Raw genomic sequence first — 16,563 nt, 5'->3', positions numbered from 1 at the left:
TTAACTTCCTTATTGCGACGCCCCGAGCCTGATGAGCCTCGCCATCTCAAAATAGCGGCAGAAGGCGTTCGCCAATTGAATCTGCCGTGGCGTCCGGCATTCCGCTTCGAAAATCTGCGGCGAACCGACAAGGATCGATGCACACTTGGCGCGGGAGGTCGCGACGTTGAGCCGGTTGAGACTGTAGAGGAACTCCATCCCGCGCGGCGCATCCGCATGACTCGACGTTGCAGTTGAATAGATGGCGATCGGCGCCTCCTGGCCTTGGAATTTATCGACCGTGCCGACGCGGGCACCCGGCAGGCACTGCTGAATCTCGAAGACCTGCGCGTTGTAAGGTGAGATGATAACAATGTCGTCGAGCGTGATCGGCTTCTCCCGCCCCTCGCGATCAATCCAAGTCGCGTTGCCGGCGAGGATTGCCCTTACGAGATCGCCAATCGCCTGCGCCTCCTCGGGCGAGCAATTCTGGTTGCCGCTGTGCGCGACCGGGAGGAAGTAGAGGCCCGATCCGTTGATCGGCCCGGCCCCTTTGGCGACCTGCTGCTCGAGCCCCCGCTTCGAGTGGAGCTTGCCGTCGTAGAAGAGCTCGGAGGTATAGGCGCAAATGTCCGGGTGGAGCCGCCAAGTCTCCTCAAGGAACAGCCCTTTGTCCGCCGGAACCGTTCGTTCGCCACCAAGAATGTGATCAAACGCTGATACATCGGTGCCCTCGGGATGGCTTCCCTGCATGGGCTGATCGAGCTGCTGCGGATCGCCGATCAGCACCACCGCCTTCGCCGCCTGCGACACCGCGAGCACGTTGGCGAGCGACATCTGGGCGGCTTCATCGACGAACAGCACGTCCACCGTGTCGAACGCGTGAGGGCGCGACCAAAGCCACGCCGTGCCGCCCCCGACGGCGGCAGAGCCGCTGCTCAACGCGGTGAACAGGTCCTCATTCTTCTTGGCGAAGAAGAGGCGGTGCTGCGGGTTTCCGACCTCATCTGCCTTTTGGCAGCATTGCAAGGTAATCCCCAGTTCATCGGCAGCCTTGATGGTCGCGTCAATCAGGTTACGGATCACCTTGTGGCTGTTGGCCGTGATCCCCACCTTCTTGCCGCAGCGCACCAGCTCGCAAATCATCCGCGCTCCAGTGAAGGTCTTGCCTGCACCCGGCGGGCCTTGAATCGGCAGAATGCCGCCGGCGAGATGCGCGCAGAGCCGAACTGCGGCATCAACAGTCGTCTCGTCCGTGCGATGCAGAGACTCGCTTCCGACGCTCGGCCGCTCCCGGAGCAAGAGATCGCGCGCCGCTTGATAAGGCCCGTCGCCTCTCATGCCATGATCGGCGACATACTCGCCGATCTGCACCAGCGCCTCGGCAATGACCTTCGTATCGATATGGCTGTGGGCGAACACGGCCTGCGGATGAAGGTCGGCGGTGTCCTGGCGCTTTTTGACGTCGATGGTCTCGTCGGCGAATGAAATCGCCTCGACCTTGCCGAATTTGTCGCCGCCTAGATTGCGGAGCTCCTCGCCGCCGCGAAGCTCGGTCTCTTGCGGCTGGAAGCGATAGCGATGGATCGGCGCCTTGGCGGTGCCGCCGACTACCCCGACAAATTCCAAGCCGGCAAGACCGGCGCGCTCCTCGCGCAAATCTTCCGCCGAAAGATCGGCCAGCCGAAAAAACTCCCACCAAACCGCCTTTTCTTCGCGCCGGTGCCAATCCAGGATGTTGGCCAAGATCCACCGAGCTTGCTGCTCGTCGCTCCGTTCCGCGGGATCGGCCGGCACATCGGCTGTCAGCCTGCCGATCAAGGCGTTGATCTTGATCAGCCAGTCGGTGATCTTTTCGTTCGGTGCCCCATCCCCGGGCTGGGGGCGGGGCACGTCAATGCCGTCAGCGACGAGCTTGGTCCGGAGCGCTTCGAGCCAATCGCACAAGCTCGCGGCGGAACGGCAATCGTCCTCATTATAGGCGCGGACCGTAGCCTTGATGTCGTCGGCGATCGACGGAGCGTCGCTGAGCTCCAGATGAGCCTGGAAATTGGCGAGGGCAACATTTGCATCAGCGAGCGGGATTCCGCGCGTAAAGGCGTAGAAAGGCTCCATCTGCTTGATCGAATAGCTCTCGACGCTGGCGCGCAGGCCGTGCCGCACGATCTGGTAGAGATCGACGAATAGGCCGGCGCGGAGCATCCGGTCGATTTCTTCCTCGCGCGTCGCATAGCGGCCCATCAGGCGCTTCAAGGCTGCCGGCTCGTATGGGGCGTAATGGTAGACATGCAAGCTGGGGAACTGCGCCCATCGCGCCATAACGAAATCGACGAATTTCTCGAAGGCGCGCTTTTCATCGACGCGCGTGAGCGCCCAATCGCCTTCATAGGCGAGGGTGCCGTCCGCATCCTTGAACAGATAGCCGAACAGATATTCGAGACCGTGCTCGCCTACAAAAGGATCGCCCTCGAGGTCGAGAAACACATCTCCATCGGAAGGCTCGGGCAGGCAGGTGAGCCCGAATCCAGTCTCCACCGGCAGCAGCTCGAACTTGCCCACGCCCGCTGCGCGAGCTTCGACTACGATGCGTGCCTGTTCGCGAACGCGGATGTAGGAGTCGGCCGAGCCGCGATCGGGTTTCCAGGCGAGCGGCAATGGCATGCCACCCAGCTTCTGCACCGTCGCGATGCCATGCGCCTTCAGCTCGTTGATCTGTAATTTGGAGATGCCGGCGACGAGGCAAAGATGGTCATCGTCGCGACGGCGCTTGTCGCACGTTTCGCGCCAGCGGCAGATGTCGCAATGCTCGATCGGATCAGGATAAGTATCATCGGCGGCCGAGGCGGCCGCGGCGGCAACGAGCGCGCGCTTTGCCTTCCGGAAGAAGGCCGCGTAATCGGCAAAGCGGAATTGCTGCGGCTTAAACTCCGACCACGGCGCCACGACATGCATGTATTCAGGCGGAAGGCCCTGCATGTCCGCGAGTAGATCGGCATAGAGACAGAGTTGGAGAACGGCGCCGGCTTTCGTTTCGCGCGCGAGCTTGGTGTCGATCGGTTCATAGGACCAGCCGCCGAGTCCGCTCGGGCTTTCGACGCGGCGCAAGATATCGGCGCGCCCGTTCCAACCCTGATGCGTCAGAGCCGCCTGGACGATCACCGGAGCGCCACGCTGCATGGCGGCGTGCGTCTCGGTGACGGCTGTGGTCGTCACGTCTATGCCGTCGATGCGGACGACGTCCAGCCCAGCTTCCGTCAGATGTTCGACATAGCTCTGCTCGTGGGCGGCGCCGCGCTCCGACAGGATTTGCAAGAGCGGGTCCCATACCTTTGGCTTCGATAACGCCCCGTCGGCTACCGCGCGGTCCAAGGCCGTGAGGTGATGGCAGTTCAGATGACCGACCAAGTCGGTCGCGCTGAATTCGAAGGTAGCCCCGACCTTTTTCATCGCCATCCCTCCGCCTTGGGCCGGATGGCACAAAGAGCCAGCGACCGTAGATTGACATCAATCCATGCCGGCAAGTTTGCCGGCGGAGCGATTCCCTAATATGGGTTGACCAGAGAGTCAAGATTGGCCATTTTGCGCCGGCAAATTTGCCGGCGGGGTGTCGAATGGATCGGGCTGGTCCTTTTTCCTTGTTTTCTGGACCAACTCAGGAGGCGGAGCGTGCGGGCTTCCGATTCGGAGCGAAGGGTACGCACACAAGCCGGACGATGATGCTGGAGGAGCTCACCCGCGTGCTAGAGGCGACTAGACAGAACGCGCGGCGAGCCGACTACGCGGCGGCGATAGTCGACGGCAATTGCCTGTCAAAGCCTACAGCTTCAACGCGCCGGCTCAGCAACCAACGGCTCGGCGAACTGTATGGCCTCGATCCCACGATCCCCCTGTTCCGGGTTCTGCGCAAGCTGTGGGACATTGGCCCCGACGGCCGACCACTTCTTGCGCTCCTGGCGGCGATCGCGAGAGACCCGCTACTGGCAGCGACCTGTGCTGCAATCGTCGCCATGGCCACTAACACCGACCTTCAGCGCGACGCCTTGAAAGAAGCGCTTCAAGCCGTTGTCGGCGATCGGCTGAACGACAGCACGCTGGAGAAGGTGTGTCGCAATGCGGCGAGCACCTGGGCGCAATCGGGCCACCTGGAGGGCCGGACATTCAAGAAGCGGCGCATAGTGCTGCCGTCGGCGACAGCAGTAACGTTCGCCATTTACCTGGCCCATGCCGCCGGTTTCCGCGGCGCTGAAATCTTCGCGTCCGGCTGGTTGAAGGTGCTCGACTGCGACCCGTCTCAGGCGCGAGCGCTGGCGCTCGATGCCAAGCGATCCGGTTTGCTCGACTTGCGAATGGCCGGTGACGTTGTCGAGCTCAATCTGTCGCGCCTCGATCCCCACTCGGCAAAGGCCTGAGACCATGGCTCGCATCGAAGACATTGCGGAGCGCTACGGCCGTCATATCGCCACTCCCTGGCAACGAACGATCGCGGGTGCCCAACGCGTCGTGATGGTGGTCTATGACAAGGAGCTGGAACGGACCCTTAGAGCCCGCAAGCTCGCCTTCGAGACAGCCACCCGCGAGGCCGGACATGACTGGTTTGAAGTCGACCTTTCCGACGCCTTCGCCGAATGGATGGCGGCCGACGATTATCGCGACGAATACTTCTCGTCGCCGGAAGACCTTCAGCTAAAGCTGGATGCTGAATTTCCAGAGTTCGTTGCCGGACGAATTCGGTACATGCTTCGCAAGCCCGAGGTCACCGCAAACAGCGTGGTCGCTGTTATTGGCGTAGGGTCCCTCTTTGGCTTCGCTCGAATTTCTCAAGTCCTGAAAAAGATCGAGGCCGACATCAAAGGGCGTCTCGTCGTTTTCTTTCCGGGTCAATTCGAGCGGAATAATTATCGGCTCCTCGACGCGCGGGATGGCTGGAATTACCTCGCAGTACCAATCACGCAGCATGGCGAATGAGGAAACACATGAAAATCAAAGACGCGCTCCAGCGTGACCCAGCGACAAATCCTCTCGTCAATCAGGGCCAGGCGCGCATCTCGGACACCCGGGACGAGCGAACGCAATCGGAATTGCGCGGCGAACTTGAAACATTCGTCTGCGAGGGTCAGTACGCCGATGGCGTCCAAAAGATCATCCGCTCGTTCCTCGACAACCTCAGCAAGACGAGCCAACGCGGCGCTTGGGTCAGCGGCTTCTTCGGAAGCGGCAAGTCGCATCTTCTGAAAATGCTCTGCCATCTTTGGCAGGACACCGCTTTCCCCGATGGCGCCACCGCACGCAGCCTCGTCCCGTCGGTTCCCGAGGACCTCAAAGCTCTGCTGCGTGAACTCGACACGGCCGGACGACGCGCCGGTGGTCTAATCGCCGCCGCCGGGGCATTGCCTAGCGGCACGACCGACAACGTGCGCCTGACGATTTTAGCTATCCTGCTTCGCGCCGTCGGCCTGCCCGAGCAGTATCCCCAGGCGCGGTTCTGTCTGTGGCTCCATTCTCAGGGGCTGTTCGACAAGGTGAAGGCCGCCGTCGAAGCGGCCGGCAGGTCCTTCGAGCGCGAGCTCAACAATCTCTACGTGAGCGGCCCTATCGCCCGCGCCGTCATGGCCGGCGACGCCAACTTCGCCGCAAGCGAGGCGGAAGCAAAGCAGCTTCTCAAGGCGCAATTTTCGCCTCAGACGACGGACATCACGACCGAGCAGTTCCTCTCGATCGTGAAGGACGTGCTGCGGCTGAAAGGCAAGGATGGCCGGCTGCCATGCACACTCCTCATCCTCGACGAGGCGCAGCAATACATCGGCGACTCTCAGCAGCGCGCCTCGCTCCTGACGGAAGTCACCGAGGCCGTTTCGAAGCAGCTAGACAGCCACGTCATGGTCGTCGCGGCGGGCCAAAGCGCGCTCACCGAAATTCAGCTTCTGACCTATCTACTCGACCGCTTCACAATCCGCGTCCCTCTGTCCGACGCGGAGGTCGAGACGGTCACCCGCAAGGTTCTCCTGCAAAAGAAACCCACCGCAGTCTCGGATGTGCGCGCCCTGCTTGATAAGCACGCCGGAGAAGTATCGCGCCAATTGCAGGGGACGCGGATCGGCGAGTCCATCGAGGATCGCGCGATCGTCGTCGACGACTATCCGCTCCTGCCAGTTCGCCGTCGTTTCTGGGAGAACTGCTTCCGCCAGATCGACGCGGCGGGCACGCACAGTCAGTTGCGTTCGCAGTTGCGCATCATCCACGATGCAGTGGCGAAGGTCTCCGAGCGCCCCCTCGGTTCGGTCGTCCCGGCCGACGACCTCTTCGAAGCTCTCGCCCCGGAAATGGTGAATACGGGCGTCCTCCTTCGGGAGATCAACGAACGCATCATCCAGGTCGGCCGCTCGGAAGGAGCCACAGCGCAGCGCATTTGCGGCCTGGTCTTCCTGATCGGCAAACTCAAGCGCGAAGCCGGCGCCGACATCGGTGTTCGCGCCACCAAGGAGCATATCGCCGATCTTCTGATCGACGACTTGACCGCCGACAACGGCAAGCTGCGATCGGACGTCGAGGACCTGCTCAAGAAGCTGAGCGACCAGGGCGTCCTCATGCCGGTCGGCGACGAGTACCGCCTTCAGACGCGTGAAGGCAGCGAATGGGACCGAGAGTTCCGCAACAGGCAAACCAAGCTGAACAACGACGATGCCGCGATCCAGTTCAAGCGCGACCAGTTGCTGTACGGCGAGATTGACAAGACGATACGCGGTATCCGCGTCATCCAGGGCGCGGCCAAAGAGCCCCGGCAATTTCTGATCCATCGGGAACAGACGGCGCCGGTCGTCGACGGCAGCAGCGTCCCAATCTGGATCCGCGACGGTTGGTCGTGCGCCGAAAAGGACGTGCTGGACGCCGCGCGCGCTGCCGGCACTGACAGCCCGATCCTATTCGTCTTCATTCCGCGTCAATCGGCTGAGGATGCCCGGCGGCTGATCGTAGAAGCGGATGCTTCCCAGCAAACGCTGGACGCCCGGGGCAATCCCACGACGGCGGAAGGCCAGGAGGCCAGGCAGAGCATGGATAGCCGGCGTGCGCGGGCCGTCGGCGATCGCGATCGGCTGATCGGCGAGATCGTCGCCAACGCCAAGGTGTTTCAGGGCGGCGGAAGCGAAGTGCTGCTGACATCGCTCGGAGAGCGCATCAAGGCCGCGACCGATGCTTCCCTCGTGCGGATGTTCCCGCGCTTCAAGGAGGCGGATTCGGCGGCCTGGGAGGCGGTCATCAAGCGCGCCCGTGAGGGAGCGGATCATCCCTTCCAGCCGACCGGCCACACGGACGCGACGGAGAAGCACCTCGTTTGCCAGCAGGTGATCGCGACGATCGGCGCCGGCAGGTCGGGCTCGGACGTTCGAAGGGCGCTGAGCGGAACGCCCTTCGGTTGGCCCCGTGACGCGGTCGACGCCGCGCTGATCGCGCTTCACCGGCTCCAGCACATCACCGCGACACTGAACGGCCAAGCCATCCCTCTTGGCCAGCTCGATCAGAACAAGATCGCCAAGGCGGAGTTTCGGGTCGAGCACGCGACCTTGTCGGTCAGCGACCGGCTGGTTCTGCGCAAGCTGTTCCAGGCGTTGGGCCTGTCCTGCAAGAGCGGCGAGGAAGCCGTCCGTGCCGCGGAGTTCCTTTCCGGGTTGATCTCTCTAGCAGGCGCCGCCGGCGGTGACGCACCAGCGCCGGTGGCGCCGGCGACCGTCGACATCGAGGACATCCAGCGGCTCGTCGGCAACGAACAGCTCGTCGCCATCAAGGCCAAGGCGACCGATTGGGAACAATGCATTAAGGACTGGACCGCTACGCGGGACCTGATCGCGACTCGTCTCCCACCCTGGAGAATTGTCGAGCGGTTAGCCAAGCCCGCCGGCGCGATTGCGGAGGCCAAAGCCACCCTCGAACAGGTCGACGCGATCCGATCCCAGCGGCTGCTGCTGGAGACCTCTGACCCGGTCAACACCGCTCGCCAGTCGCTTGGAGGTCTACTCCGCGACGCCGTCCAAAAAGCCCACGCCGCGCACGAGAAGGCGTTCGCCGACGCCGTTGCGGCTCTGGCTGCGAATACCGTTTGGACGAAGCTGACCGCCGCGGATCAGGACAGCATCAAGGCAGCGGTCGGGCTGACGCTGCCGGCGAAGCCGAACGTGACAACGGATGAGGCGCTGGCGGATGCGCTCGATCGCAAGCCGCTCTCCAGCGCTCAAGCTGAGATCGACGCGATCGCAGGCCGGGTCAACCAGGCCATCGAGCGCGCGGCCCGCCTCCTGGAGCCCAAGGTACGGACCGTGACGCTGGAGCGCGCAACCCTGCGCGACGCCGCCGAAGTGAACGCCTGGATCGAGCGGCAGAAGACGACGCTGCTCGAAAAACTCGCCGATGGCCCCGTGCTGGTGAACTGAGGAGACGGCCGCATGGCGTCGTTGGAACGCAATCTTCGCAAAGACCTGGAGCGCGCCGTCAAGAGAGCGCGAAATGTCGCTGAAGCCGGCGCGCGCCAGGCGATAGCGCAGCTCGGCGTCGGCGAGGCGGAGTCGCCGAGGCATCTGACGGCCGAGCAGCGCGCCTTGCGCACCGGGCTTCGCGCCCATGGCCGGCAGTTGGGTGATCGGCGAGACCCAAAGACGGGCGCGCAAGCGACCGCGCATCTCGCGCAGGAATGCGCTTACGAACATTGGCACCGGATGCTCTTCGCGCGCTTCCTCGCCGAGACCGACCTGCTGATCGAGCCGGAGTCCGGGGTCGCGATCAGCCTGGATGAGGTTCAGGAACTCGCTCGTGAAAAGCGGTCCGACTGGCTGCCGCTCGCCAGCGAATACGCCGAACGCATGCTGCCGCAGATCTTTCGCAAGGACGATCCGGTCCTGGACATCGCGCTCCCGCCGGAGACGCGGTCGGAACTCGAGGACCTGCTTAAGGCGCTGCCAAAGGCAGTGTTCGAAGCCGATGACAGCCTTGGATGGGTCTATCAGTTCTGGCAGGCGGAGAAGAAGGACGAGGTCAACAAGTCCGAAGTGAAGATCGGCGCTGACGAGCTGCCGGCGGTCACCCAGCTCTTCACCGAGGACTACATGGTCCTTTTTCTTCTGCACAACACGCTCGGGGCCTGGTGGGCGGGTAAGATGCTAGCCGGCAATCCCGCCCTGGCAGGTTCAGCGGCGAGCGAGGATGCTCTCCGCGCGGCTTGTAGTGTCGGTGACGTGGATTGGACCTATCTCCGCTTCGTCCGCGACAAAGCGGAAGATGGCGCGGAGGGACCGTGGCGGCCGGCAGCCGGCACGCTCGACAGTTGGCCCAAGGCCGCCAAGGACATCACCGTGCTGGATCCCTGCATGGGATCGGGACATTTTCTCGTCTTCGCCCTGCCGATCCTCGTCGCCTTCCGCATGGCCGAAGAGGGCCTCAGTGAACGCGAAGCCATTGACGCAGTGTTGCGCGACAATCTGTTCGGACTGGAAATCGACCCGCGTTGCACCCAGATCGCGGCGTTCAACCTCGCCTTCGCGGCGTGGAAGCGGACGGGGTTCTATGTCCTACCGCAGCTTAACCTTGCATGTTCGGGCCTCGCCATCGGCGTCACCAAGGCCGAGTGGTTGAAGCTGGCGGAGAAGGCCGTGACGGTGGCCGATCCGGCGACGAAGCGCGATCTGCTCGGCGTCGAGCAGAATCTCCTCACCCATGGGTTGGAGGAGCGCGTCAAGAACGGGCTCGAAGCGCTCTACGACCTCTTCGCCAAAGCGCCATGGCTCGGCAGCCTGATTGATCCGCGTCGCGCCGGCGGGGACATTTTTCGCGAAGGTTTCGACAAGCTGGAGCCGTTGTTGGCGTCACTCATGGCCGCCGCCGATACGGATGATGCCCGCGAAATCGCGGTCGCAGCGCAGGGCATGGCAAAGGCTGCCGAATTGCTGGGACGCAAGTTTACGGTGGTGATTACCAACGTTCCCTATCTAGGCCGTGGGAAACAAGCGCAAACGTTGGCTGACTTTGTCGTCGGAGCATTTCCGGATGCAAAGGCGGACTTGGCGACCGCCATGTTGTCGCGCCTAATGAAGTTAGTCGCCGAAGGCGGCACCCTCGCGTCCGTCACACCACAGAGTTGGCTGTTTCTTGGCAGCTATAAGAAGGTGCGTGCGGCAATCTTGAAGGCAATGACACTCGATCTTCTTGTCGCGCTCGGTCCACGCGCGTTTGAAACCATCAGTGGCGAGGTAGTGAATACCGCTCTGATCGCAGCGTCCGCAAACCAACCGGTTGACGCCAGCACATTCTGTGGCTTGGATTCTATTGAAGCTGAAACACTGCAGAAGAAGAAATACGAACTGCTGTTGGGAAAGATTTCGATTCTTAATCAGAAGGAACAAAGAAGCGATCCAGAATATAAGATAACGGTCCGTCAAAATCTGAAGATTGGTCAGTCGCTCCGAGAGATTGCATCGGTTTTGGTCGGTGCAACGACGGGAGACTCACCGAGATACATTTATAAATTTTGGGAGTGGCATGAAAAATCAGATACATGGGAGTACTTTCAGACTACCGTTGATAGGACGGCCAATTTTGGCGGAATGACTGATTCTATATTATGGGAAAGAGAATCCGGGGCGCTTTATCGCTTTGCTGAATCTGTAAGGCATCTTAATCACATCGCGCAGAATTGGCGTAGAGGCAAGCCGAACTGGGGGCGGCGAGGCGTTTCCGTCAGCATGATGACCCAGCTCGAAGCAAGCATCTACACAGGGGAGCGGTACGACTCAAATTGCTGCGCCATAGTTCCGAACGATGAAGAAGATACTGCCGCTATTTGGGCTTATTGTGCATCCGGAAAATTCTTCGAAGAGGTGAGGTCATTTAATCAAAACCTAAAAGTAGAAGTTGGAACGATTCTCTCATCGAAGGTTGATCTGGCGCACTGGCGGAAGGTAGCTGCTGAGAGATACCCCGCAGGTCTGCCAAAGCCATATTCCGATGATCCAACGCAATGGTTGTTCCACGGCCATCCAGCCAAATGCGGAACAGGTTACACGTTGCAGGTTGGCCTCGCCCGTCTCCTTGGTTATCGCTGGCCGGCTGAAACTGATGCATTAATGGATCTGGCACCCGAAGCCCATGAACTCGTTGCCAAGTGTGCCGCATTCGAGATCGATATTCTATCAAGTGACGATGGCATTATCTGTCTCTCATCCACAAAGGGCTTGCCCCCAGCGCATGAGCGAGTTGTCTCGATTCTCGCTGAGGCCTTTGGGGCGGAGTGGTCAGCCGCAAAACTCGCAAACTTACTTTCAGAAGCCGGCTTTAGTGGTAAGTCGGTTGACGAATGGCTGCGCGACTCTTTCTTCGAACAGCACTGCGAGCTGTTTCACCAACGGCCCTTCATCTGGCACATTTGGGACGGACGGCGCGATGGCTTCCACGCGCTGGTCAACTACCACCGGCTCGCTGCGCAGAACGGCGAGGGCCGGCGCACGCTCGAGAAGCTGATCTACTCCTATCTCGGCGATTGGATCGACCGGCAGCGCGACGAACAGAAAGCAGGTGTCGAAGGCGCCGATGCGCGCCTCGCCCATGCCGAGCATCTGCGCGCAGAGTTGATCAAGATCTTGGAGGGCGAGCCTCCCTACGACATTTTCGTCCGCTGGAAGCCGCTCCACGAGCAGCCGATCGGCTGGGACCCGGATGTCAATGACGGCGTGCGGATGAACATCCGCCCCTTCATGACGGCGAGGCCTCTCGGGGCGAAAGCGAAGGGCGCGTGCATCCTCCGAGCAACGCCGAAGATCAAGTGGGACAAGGACCGCGGCAAGGAGCCCAACCGGGACAAGACCGACTATCCGTGGTTCTGGGGTTGGAACGAGGCGAGCGCCGATTTCGTCGGCGGCGCGACGTTCGACGGCAATCGCTGGAACGACCTGCACTACAGCCGCGCCGTCAAGCAGGCGACTCGGAAACGGCACGCTGCTAAGGCCGGAGCGGAGCCGTGAGCGACACCGCTCCCCGAACCCTTGTCGATGCGATCGACGTTTCGTTGAAGCGGGCCTTGCGCACGCCCGACGGCGTCGCGCCGCCGACGGCGCTGCTGTGGACCGACACTGACGGGCAATGGGCGCCGCTGATTCCCACGCTGCAGAAGGTTCTGCCGCAACTCTACGTGCTCAGCGCCTATGCGCCTGAAGATCGTCATGGGCCAGTGATATGGCTCCGGTGCATCGTCGAGCGGAGCTTGCCCGAGGTCTCCCCGCCGCCCGACGTTGTGCCAATCCTCTATCTGCCGAAGGTAAGCCGGCAGGACCTCCGGGCCGGCGGCGACTGCCCAGCCGATCTTCGGCCCCTCATCGAGCTTCAATACCGTGGGGCCGTCTGGCATCAGCGCAACGGGCGCGAGTGGACCGTTGAGGCCTTCCTTACCTCCGAGGATGGCGTCGGGCTGGACGTCGCCAAGGACAATCGCACTCGCGATGCGATGCTGCGGGCCTTGGCGCTGCTGGCTCCCGAACCCATTGCAGGACTGCGCGGCCGTCGCCTGGAAGCCGACGATTTTGACCGCCTGGCGATCGGCGATCCTGTCCGCGACCTGCTCAGTTGGATGAGCGACAACGAAGGATTCGAAAGCCGATGCGATCCGACCCGTTGGGCGACTTTCAAAGACATCTGCTGGCGTGAATTCGGCCTCGATCCTGACGAGGATGGAATCCAGGGGGCCGCCGACGCTTTGCTTCACGGCGGTGGGAAATGGGACGACGTCTGGCGACGCTTCTGCGATGCGCCACGCCTATATCCAGGCGTTTCGACCGTGTTGCGTCAGGCTCGGCCGCGCGACTTGCTCGGCCTCGCCGATCATTCCCGCCGGCCCGGCCTCAACGAGGAGCGGGAGGACAAGCTTCGCAAGGAACTCGAAGCAGCGCTTTCCCTGCCGCATGGGCAGGCCTGCGACAGCATCGTGGCGCTGGATGCCGAGCACAAAGAGCGGCGAAGTTGGGTTTGGGCCCAACTAGGTGAAAGTCCCTACGCGATCGCGCTGGAGCCGCTCGGCAAGCTGGCGAAGGTAGCCAAGGTCCCTCTCGGAGGAATCACCGCCGAGGCCATGGCGGCAGACTATGCGGCGCAAGGCTGGCAGTGCGATCGCGCCGCGATCGACGCGCTCAGCCGCCTCAGGCAAGGCGGCGAGAGCGTCCTCGTCACTAAGGTCGTCCGAGCTCTTTACCAGCCATGGCTCGATCGCACGGCGCGTCGGTTTCAGGAATTGATGTCCGCGCCAGGCATGGATCCTCGCAAGCTCACGGCATCCGTCAGCGCAGAGCGCGATGCCTGCGTTCTTTTCGCGGATGGCCTTCGATTCGATGTCGGCGCCGTCCTTCAGGAACGCCTGGAGGCGCGGGGGTTCCGGGTGCGGATGTCGCACCGTATTGCGCCGATACCCACCGTCACGGCGACGGCGAAACCGGTCGCCTCCCCGGCGCATGGCTCATGTTCAGGCAGGACTGACACAGAGGATTTCGCACCAATCATCACGACGAGCGGCCAGCCCGCAACGGCATCACGGCTTCGCGATGCGATGGCCCGGGCCGGCACGGCGATACTCGATGACGATCAAGCGAGCATGGCGGTCAGCAGCGAGGGCGGCGGTTGGACGGAGACCGGCAAGCTCGACACCTTGGGCCATTCTCTCAATGCCTTGCTCGTCCGCCAGATCGACTCGGAAGTCGATGCGCTCGTCGATCGTATCAGTGCTCTGCTGACCGCAGGATGGAGCCGTGTCCGTGTCGTCACGGATCACGGGTGGCTGCTGCTCCCCGGTGGCTTGCCCAAGGTGGAACTCTCACCGCACCTGGTCGCCACCAAATGGTCGCGGTGTGCGGCGGTGAAGGGCGGCTCGACCCCGGACATTCCGACTTACCCCTGGTACTGGAATCCGATTTTACGCATCGCTTCGCCGCCGGGCATCGGCGCGTTCGTTGCGAACACGGAATATGCGCACGGCGGCGTCAGCCTTCAGGAATGCGTCATCCCCGAGCTCATCGTGGAGCGGGGCGAGGCCGCCGTCGCCGCCACGATTACCGGTATCAGTTGGCGCGGCATGAGATGCCGCGTGACGGTCGAGTCCAACGCGGCCGGACTGCAAGTTGACCTGCGACTGAACTGGAAACAGGCGGCATCCAGCATCGTCGCAGCCGCCAAGGAAGTAGGACCGAACGGCGAAACGAGCCTTGCTGTCGCAGATGACAAACACGAAGGCGCCGCTGCCTCGGTTGTCGTGTCCGACGCATCGGGACGAGTGCTCGATTACAAGCCGACAACCGTCGGAGAAGACGCATGAGTATGGAACTCGATCAACTCGATAATCTGGGCGCATCGGTCTTCGATGGCTATCTCGTGCGGAAAGACCTGGTGCGGAAATACTCGCGCCAATACCCTGTGCCAACCTATGTGGTCGAATTCCTGCTTGGGCGCTACTGCGCCAGCGTTGACGAGAAGGAAATCGCTGAAGGCCTGGAGATTGTTGAAAAGCAGCTCAAAGATCGCACGGTCCGCACCGGCGAAGAAGAACTCTTCAAGGCCCGCGCGAAGGAGACGGGATCGGTCAAGATCATCGATATTCTACGCGCCCGCCTGGACGCGAAGAACGACTGTTATGTCGCGGAACTTCCCAGTTTGAATCTGAGAGATGTCCGTATCGATGACCAGCAAGTGCGCGAAAACGAAAGAATGCTGACCGACGGCTTCTATGCCGAAGTCACGCTCGCTTACGATGGTATTATCGCTCAGGAAAAAGGCGGACGTCCGTTCAAGGTGGAAGGTCTACGCCCGATCCAGATGTCGAAATCCGACGTCTTGGACACCTTCGCCAAGGCCCGTGAGAAGTTCAGCACCACGGAATGGATCGACTTCCTGATGCGGTCGATCGGTCTCGAAGCGTCCGCCTTCACCGAGAGGGCGAAGCGCGTGGTACTGCTCCGCATGATTCCCTTTGTCGAACGGAACTATAATCTCATCGAACTTGGCCCGCGCGGAACGGGCAAGAGCCACCTCTTCCAACAGATCTCGCCATACGCCCACTTGATTTCCGGCGGTAAAGCCACCGTGGCGAAGATGTTCGTGAACAACGCCACCGGCCAGCGCGGGTTGGTCTGCCAATATGACGTCGTGTGCTTCGACGAGGTAGCCGGCATTTCCTTCGACCAGAAGGACGGCGTGAACATCATGAAAGGCTATATGGCCTCAGGCCAATTCAGCCGCGGCAAGGAGAACATTCGCGCCGAAGGCAGCATCGTGATGGTCGGCAACCTCGACGTCGATGTCGAGCAGCAGCAGAAGATCGGACACCTTCTCAGCCCGTTGCCGCCCGAAATGCGGGATGACACCGCCTTCATGGATCGTATCCACGCCTATGCGCCTGGCTGGGACTATCCGAAACTGAAGCCGAGCGAGCATCTCACCGATCACTTCGGGTTGGTCAGCGACTTCCTCAGCGAGTGTTGGAGCCGATTGCGGTCTGGCAACCGGGTCTCGGTCTTGCAGGGGCGTGTGCATCTCGGCGGAGCCCTCAGCGGACGCGATATTGAAGCCGTCAACAAAACAGTCAGCGGGTTGACCAAGCTCCTGTTTCCCGACCCGGAGACGCCGGTGCCCGACGAGGATCTCGAATGGATCGTGCGGGTGGCGCTGGAATCCCGCCGTCGCGTCAAGGAGCAGCAGCGCCGCGTCTTCAAGAGCGAATTCCGCAACACGCACTTCAGCTACATCATGGGTTCAGATGGAGCGGAGCAATTCGTCTCGACACCGGAACTGCACAGCGACGAAGCCATCGAGAGCGATCCTCTGCCGCCGGGCCAGGTCTGGGGCGTCAGCTTGGGCGCAGGCGAAACGGGCCCCGGTCTCTATCGTATCGAAGTGACGTGTGGACCCGGCAGTGGGGTCAGAATCCTGAACCAGCCGACCCCCCCGGCCTTTCGCGAGAGCGTGCGCGTTGGCGAGCAGAACCTCTACACCAGAGCCAAGGAGCTGGTTGGAGACCGCAATCCCAGAGAGGAGGAATTCTCGCTTCAGATGCGTCCTATGGATGCCGACAAGACAGGAGCCGGCCTCGGCGTTCCCGTGCTTGTCGCTCTGTGTGGCGGCTTGCTCGGACGAAACACGCGCGGCGGCACGATTGTTGTTGGCGCTCTTAATCTCGGGGGCTCTATCGAGATGATCCCAAACGCCACCCGGATAGCCGAGCTCGCGATCGACAAGCAGGCGCAGACACTGCTCATGCCTGTCTCTGCACGTCGGCAACTGAACGACCTTCCGGACGATCTTTGGACGAAGATCAGCATCGAGTTCTACAAGGATGGGGCCGACGCGGTATTCAAGGCGCTGACGGAATAGCCAACGGTGGCCTTGGCCTCCATCCCGGCAGATTGGTAGCCATCGCGCCGCCAGTTGGTAGTCACCAGGAGGTTTCGATCCGATAGGCCCTTGAGGGGAAAGCCTTCCCCTGCGGCCGAGCCGAGGTCTCTGCCGACCCCTTCTGCGGGGCGGTCCCCGCAACGCCCCCGGTAGAGTAAGAGTGCGGACCGGATTCGCCGT

General features: G+C 61.9%; 7 protein-coding genes. 6 read left to right on the top strand and 1 reads right to left on the bottom strand.

Annotated elements, in window-relative coordinates:
* Window positions 1–9: 9 nt before the first annotated feature.
* The gene (locus tag QNA11_RS09335) at window positions 10–3,432 is read right to left on the bottom strand and encodes a TM0106 family RecB-like putative nuclease (protein ID WP_349362189.1); all 3,423 of its coding nucleotides are present in this window, start codon (window positions 3,430–3,432) and stop codon (window positions 10–12) included.
* A gap of 260 nt (window positions 3,433–3,692) precedes the next feature.
* Here QNA11_RS09335 and QNA11_RS09330 point away from each other — a divergent pair, with 260 nt between their 5' ends.
* From QNA11_RS09330 to brxL, 6 genes are read left to right on the top strand one after another with little or no spacing between them, the layout of a single operon-like run.
* The gene (locus QNA11_RS09330; protein ID WP_283482813.1) at window positions 3,693–4,388 is read left to right on the top strand and encodes a hypothetical protein; all 696 of its coding nucleotides are present in this window, start codon (window positions 3,693–3,695) and stop codon (window positions 4,386–4,388) included.
* Window positions 4,389–4,392: 4 nt separating this feature from the next.
* On the top strand, window positions 4,393–4,944 hold the full coding sequence (locus tag QNA11_RS09325; protein WP_283482812.1) for a BREX protein BrxB domain-containing protein: 552 nt from the start codon (window positions 4,393–4,395) through the stop codon (window positions 4,942–4,944).
* The gene (gene brxC, locus QNA11_RS09320; RefSeq protein ID WP_349362188.1) at window positions 4,941–8,402 is read left to right on the top strand and encodes a BREX system P-loop protein BrxC; all 3,462 of its coding nucleotides are present in this window, start codon (window positions 4,941–4,943) and stop codon (window positions 8,400–8,402) included. Before QNA11_RS09325 ends, brxC begins: the two co-directional genes overlap by 4 nt.
* A gap of 12 nt (window positions 8,403–8,414) precedes the next feature.
* Window positions 8,415–11,978: an Eco57I restriction-modification methylase domain-containing protein gene (locus QNA11_RS09315; RefSeq protein WP_283482810.1), complete on the top strand. Its 3,564-nt coding sequence runs from the start codon at window positions 8,415–8,417 to the stop codon at window positions 11,976–11,978.
* Window positions 11,975–14,311 (top strand): BREX-1 system phosphatase PglZ type B, encoded by a 2,337-nt coding sequence (gene pglZ / locus QNA11_RS09310; protein WP_283482809.1) that lies wholly within the window; start codon window positions 11,975–11,977, stop codon window positions 14,309–14,311. The genes QNA11_RS09315 and pglZ overlap by 4 nt, the downstream gene beginning before the upstream one ends.
* Window positions 14,308–16,362, top strand: a complete 2,055-nt coding sequence (gene brxL, locus QNA11_RS09305; protein WP_283482808.1) for a protease Lon-related BREX system protein BrxL — start codon at window positions 14,308–14,310, stop codon at window positions 16,360–16,362. Before pglZ ends, brxL begins: the two co-directional genes overlap by 4 nt.
* Window positions 16,363–16,563 lie beyond the last annotated feature (201 nt).

It is taken from the genome of Methylocystis sp. JR02, from assembly GCF_030063565.1.
Classification (GTDB): domain Bacteria; phylum Pseudomonadota; class Alphaproteobacteria; order Rhizobiales; family Beijerinckiaceae; genus Methylocystis; species Methylocystis iwaonis.
The sequence above is the reverse complement of the archived record's forward strand: the minus strand, read 5'-3'. Positions and strand labels throughout refer to the sequence as shown.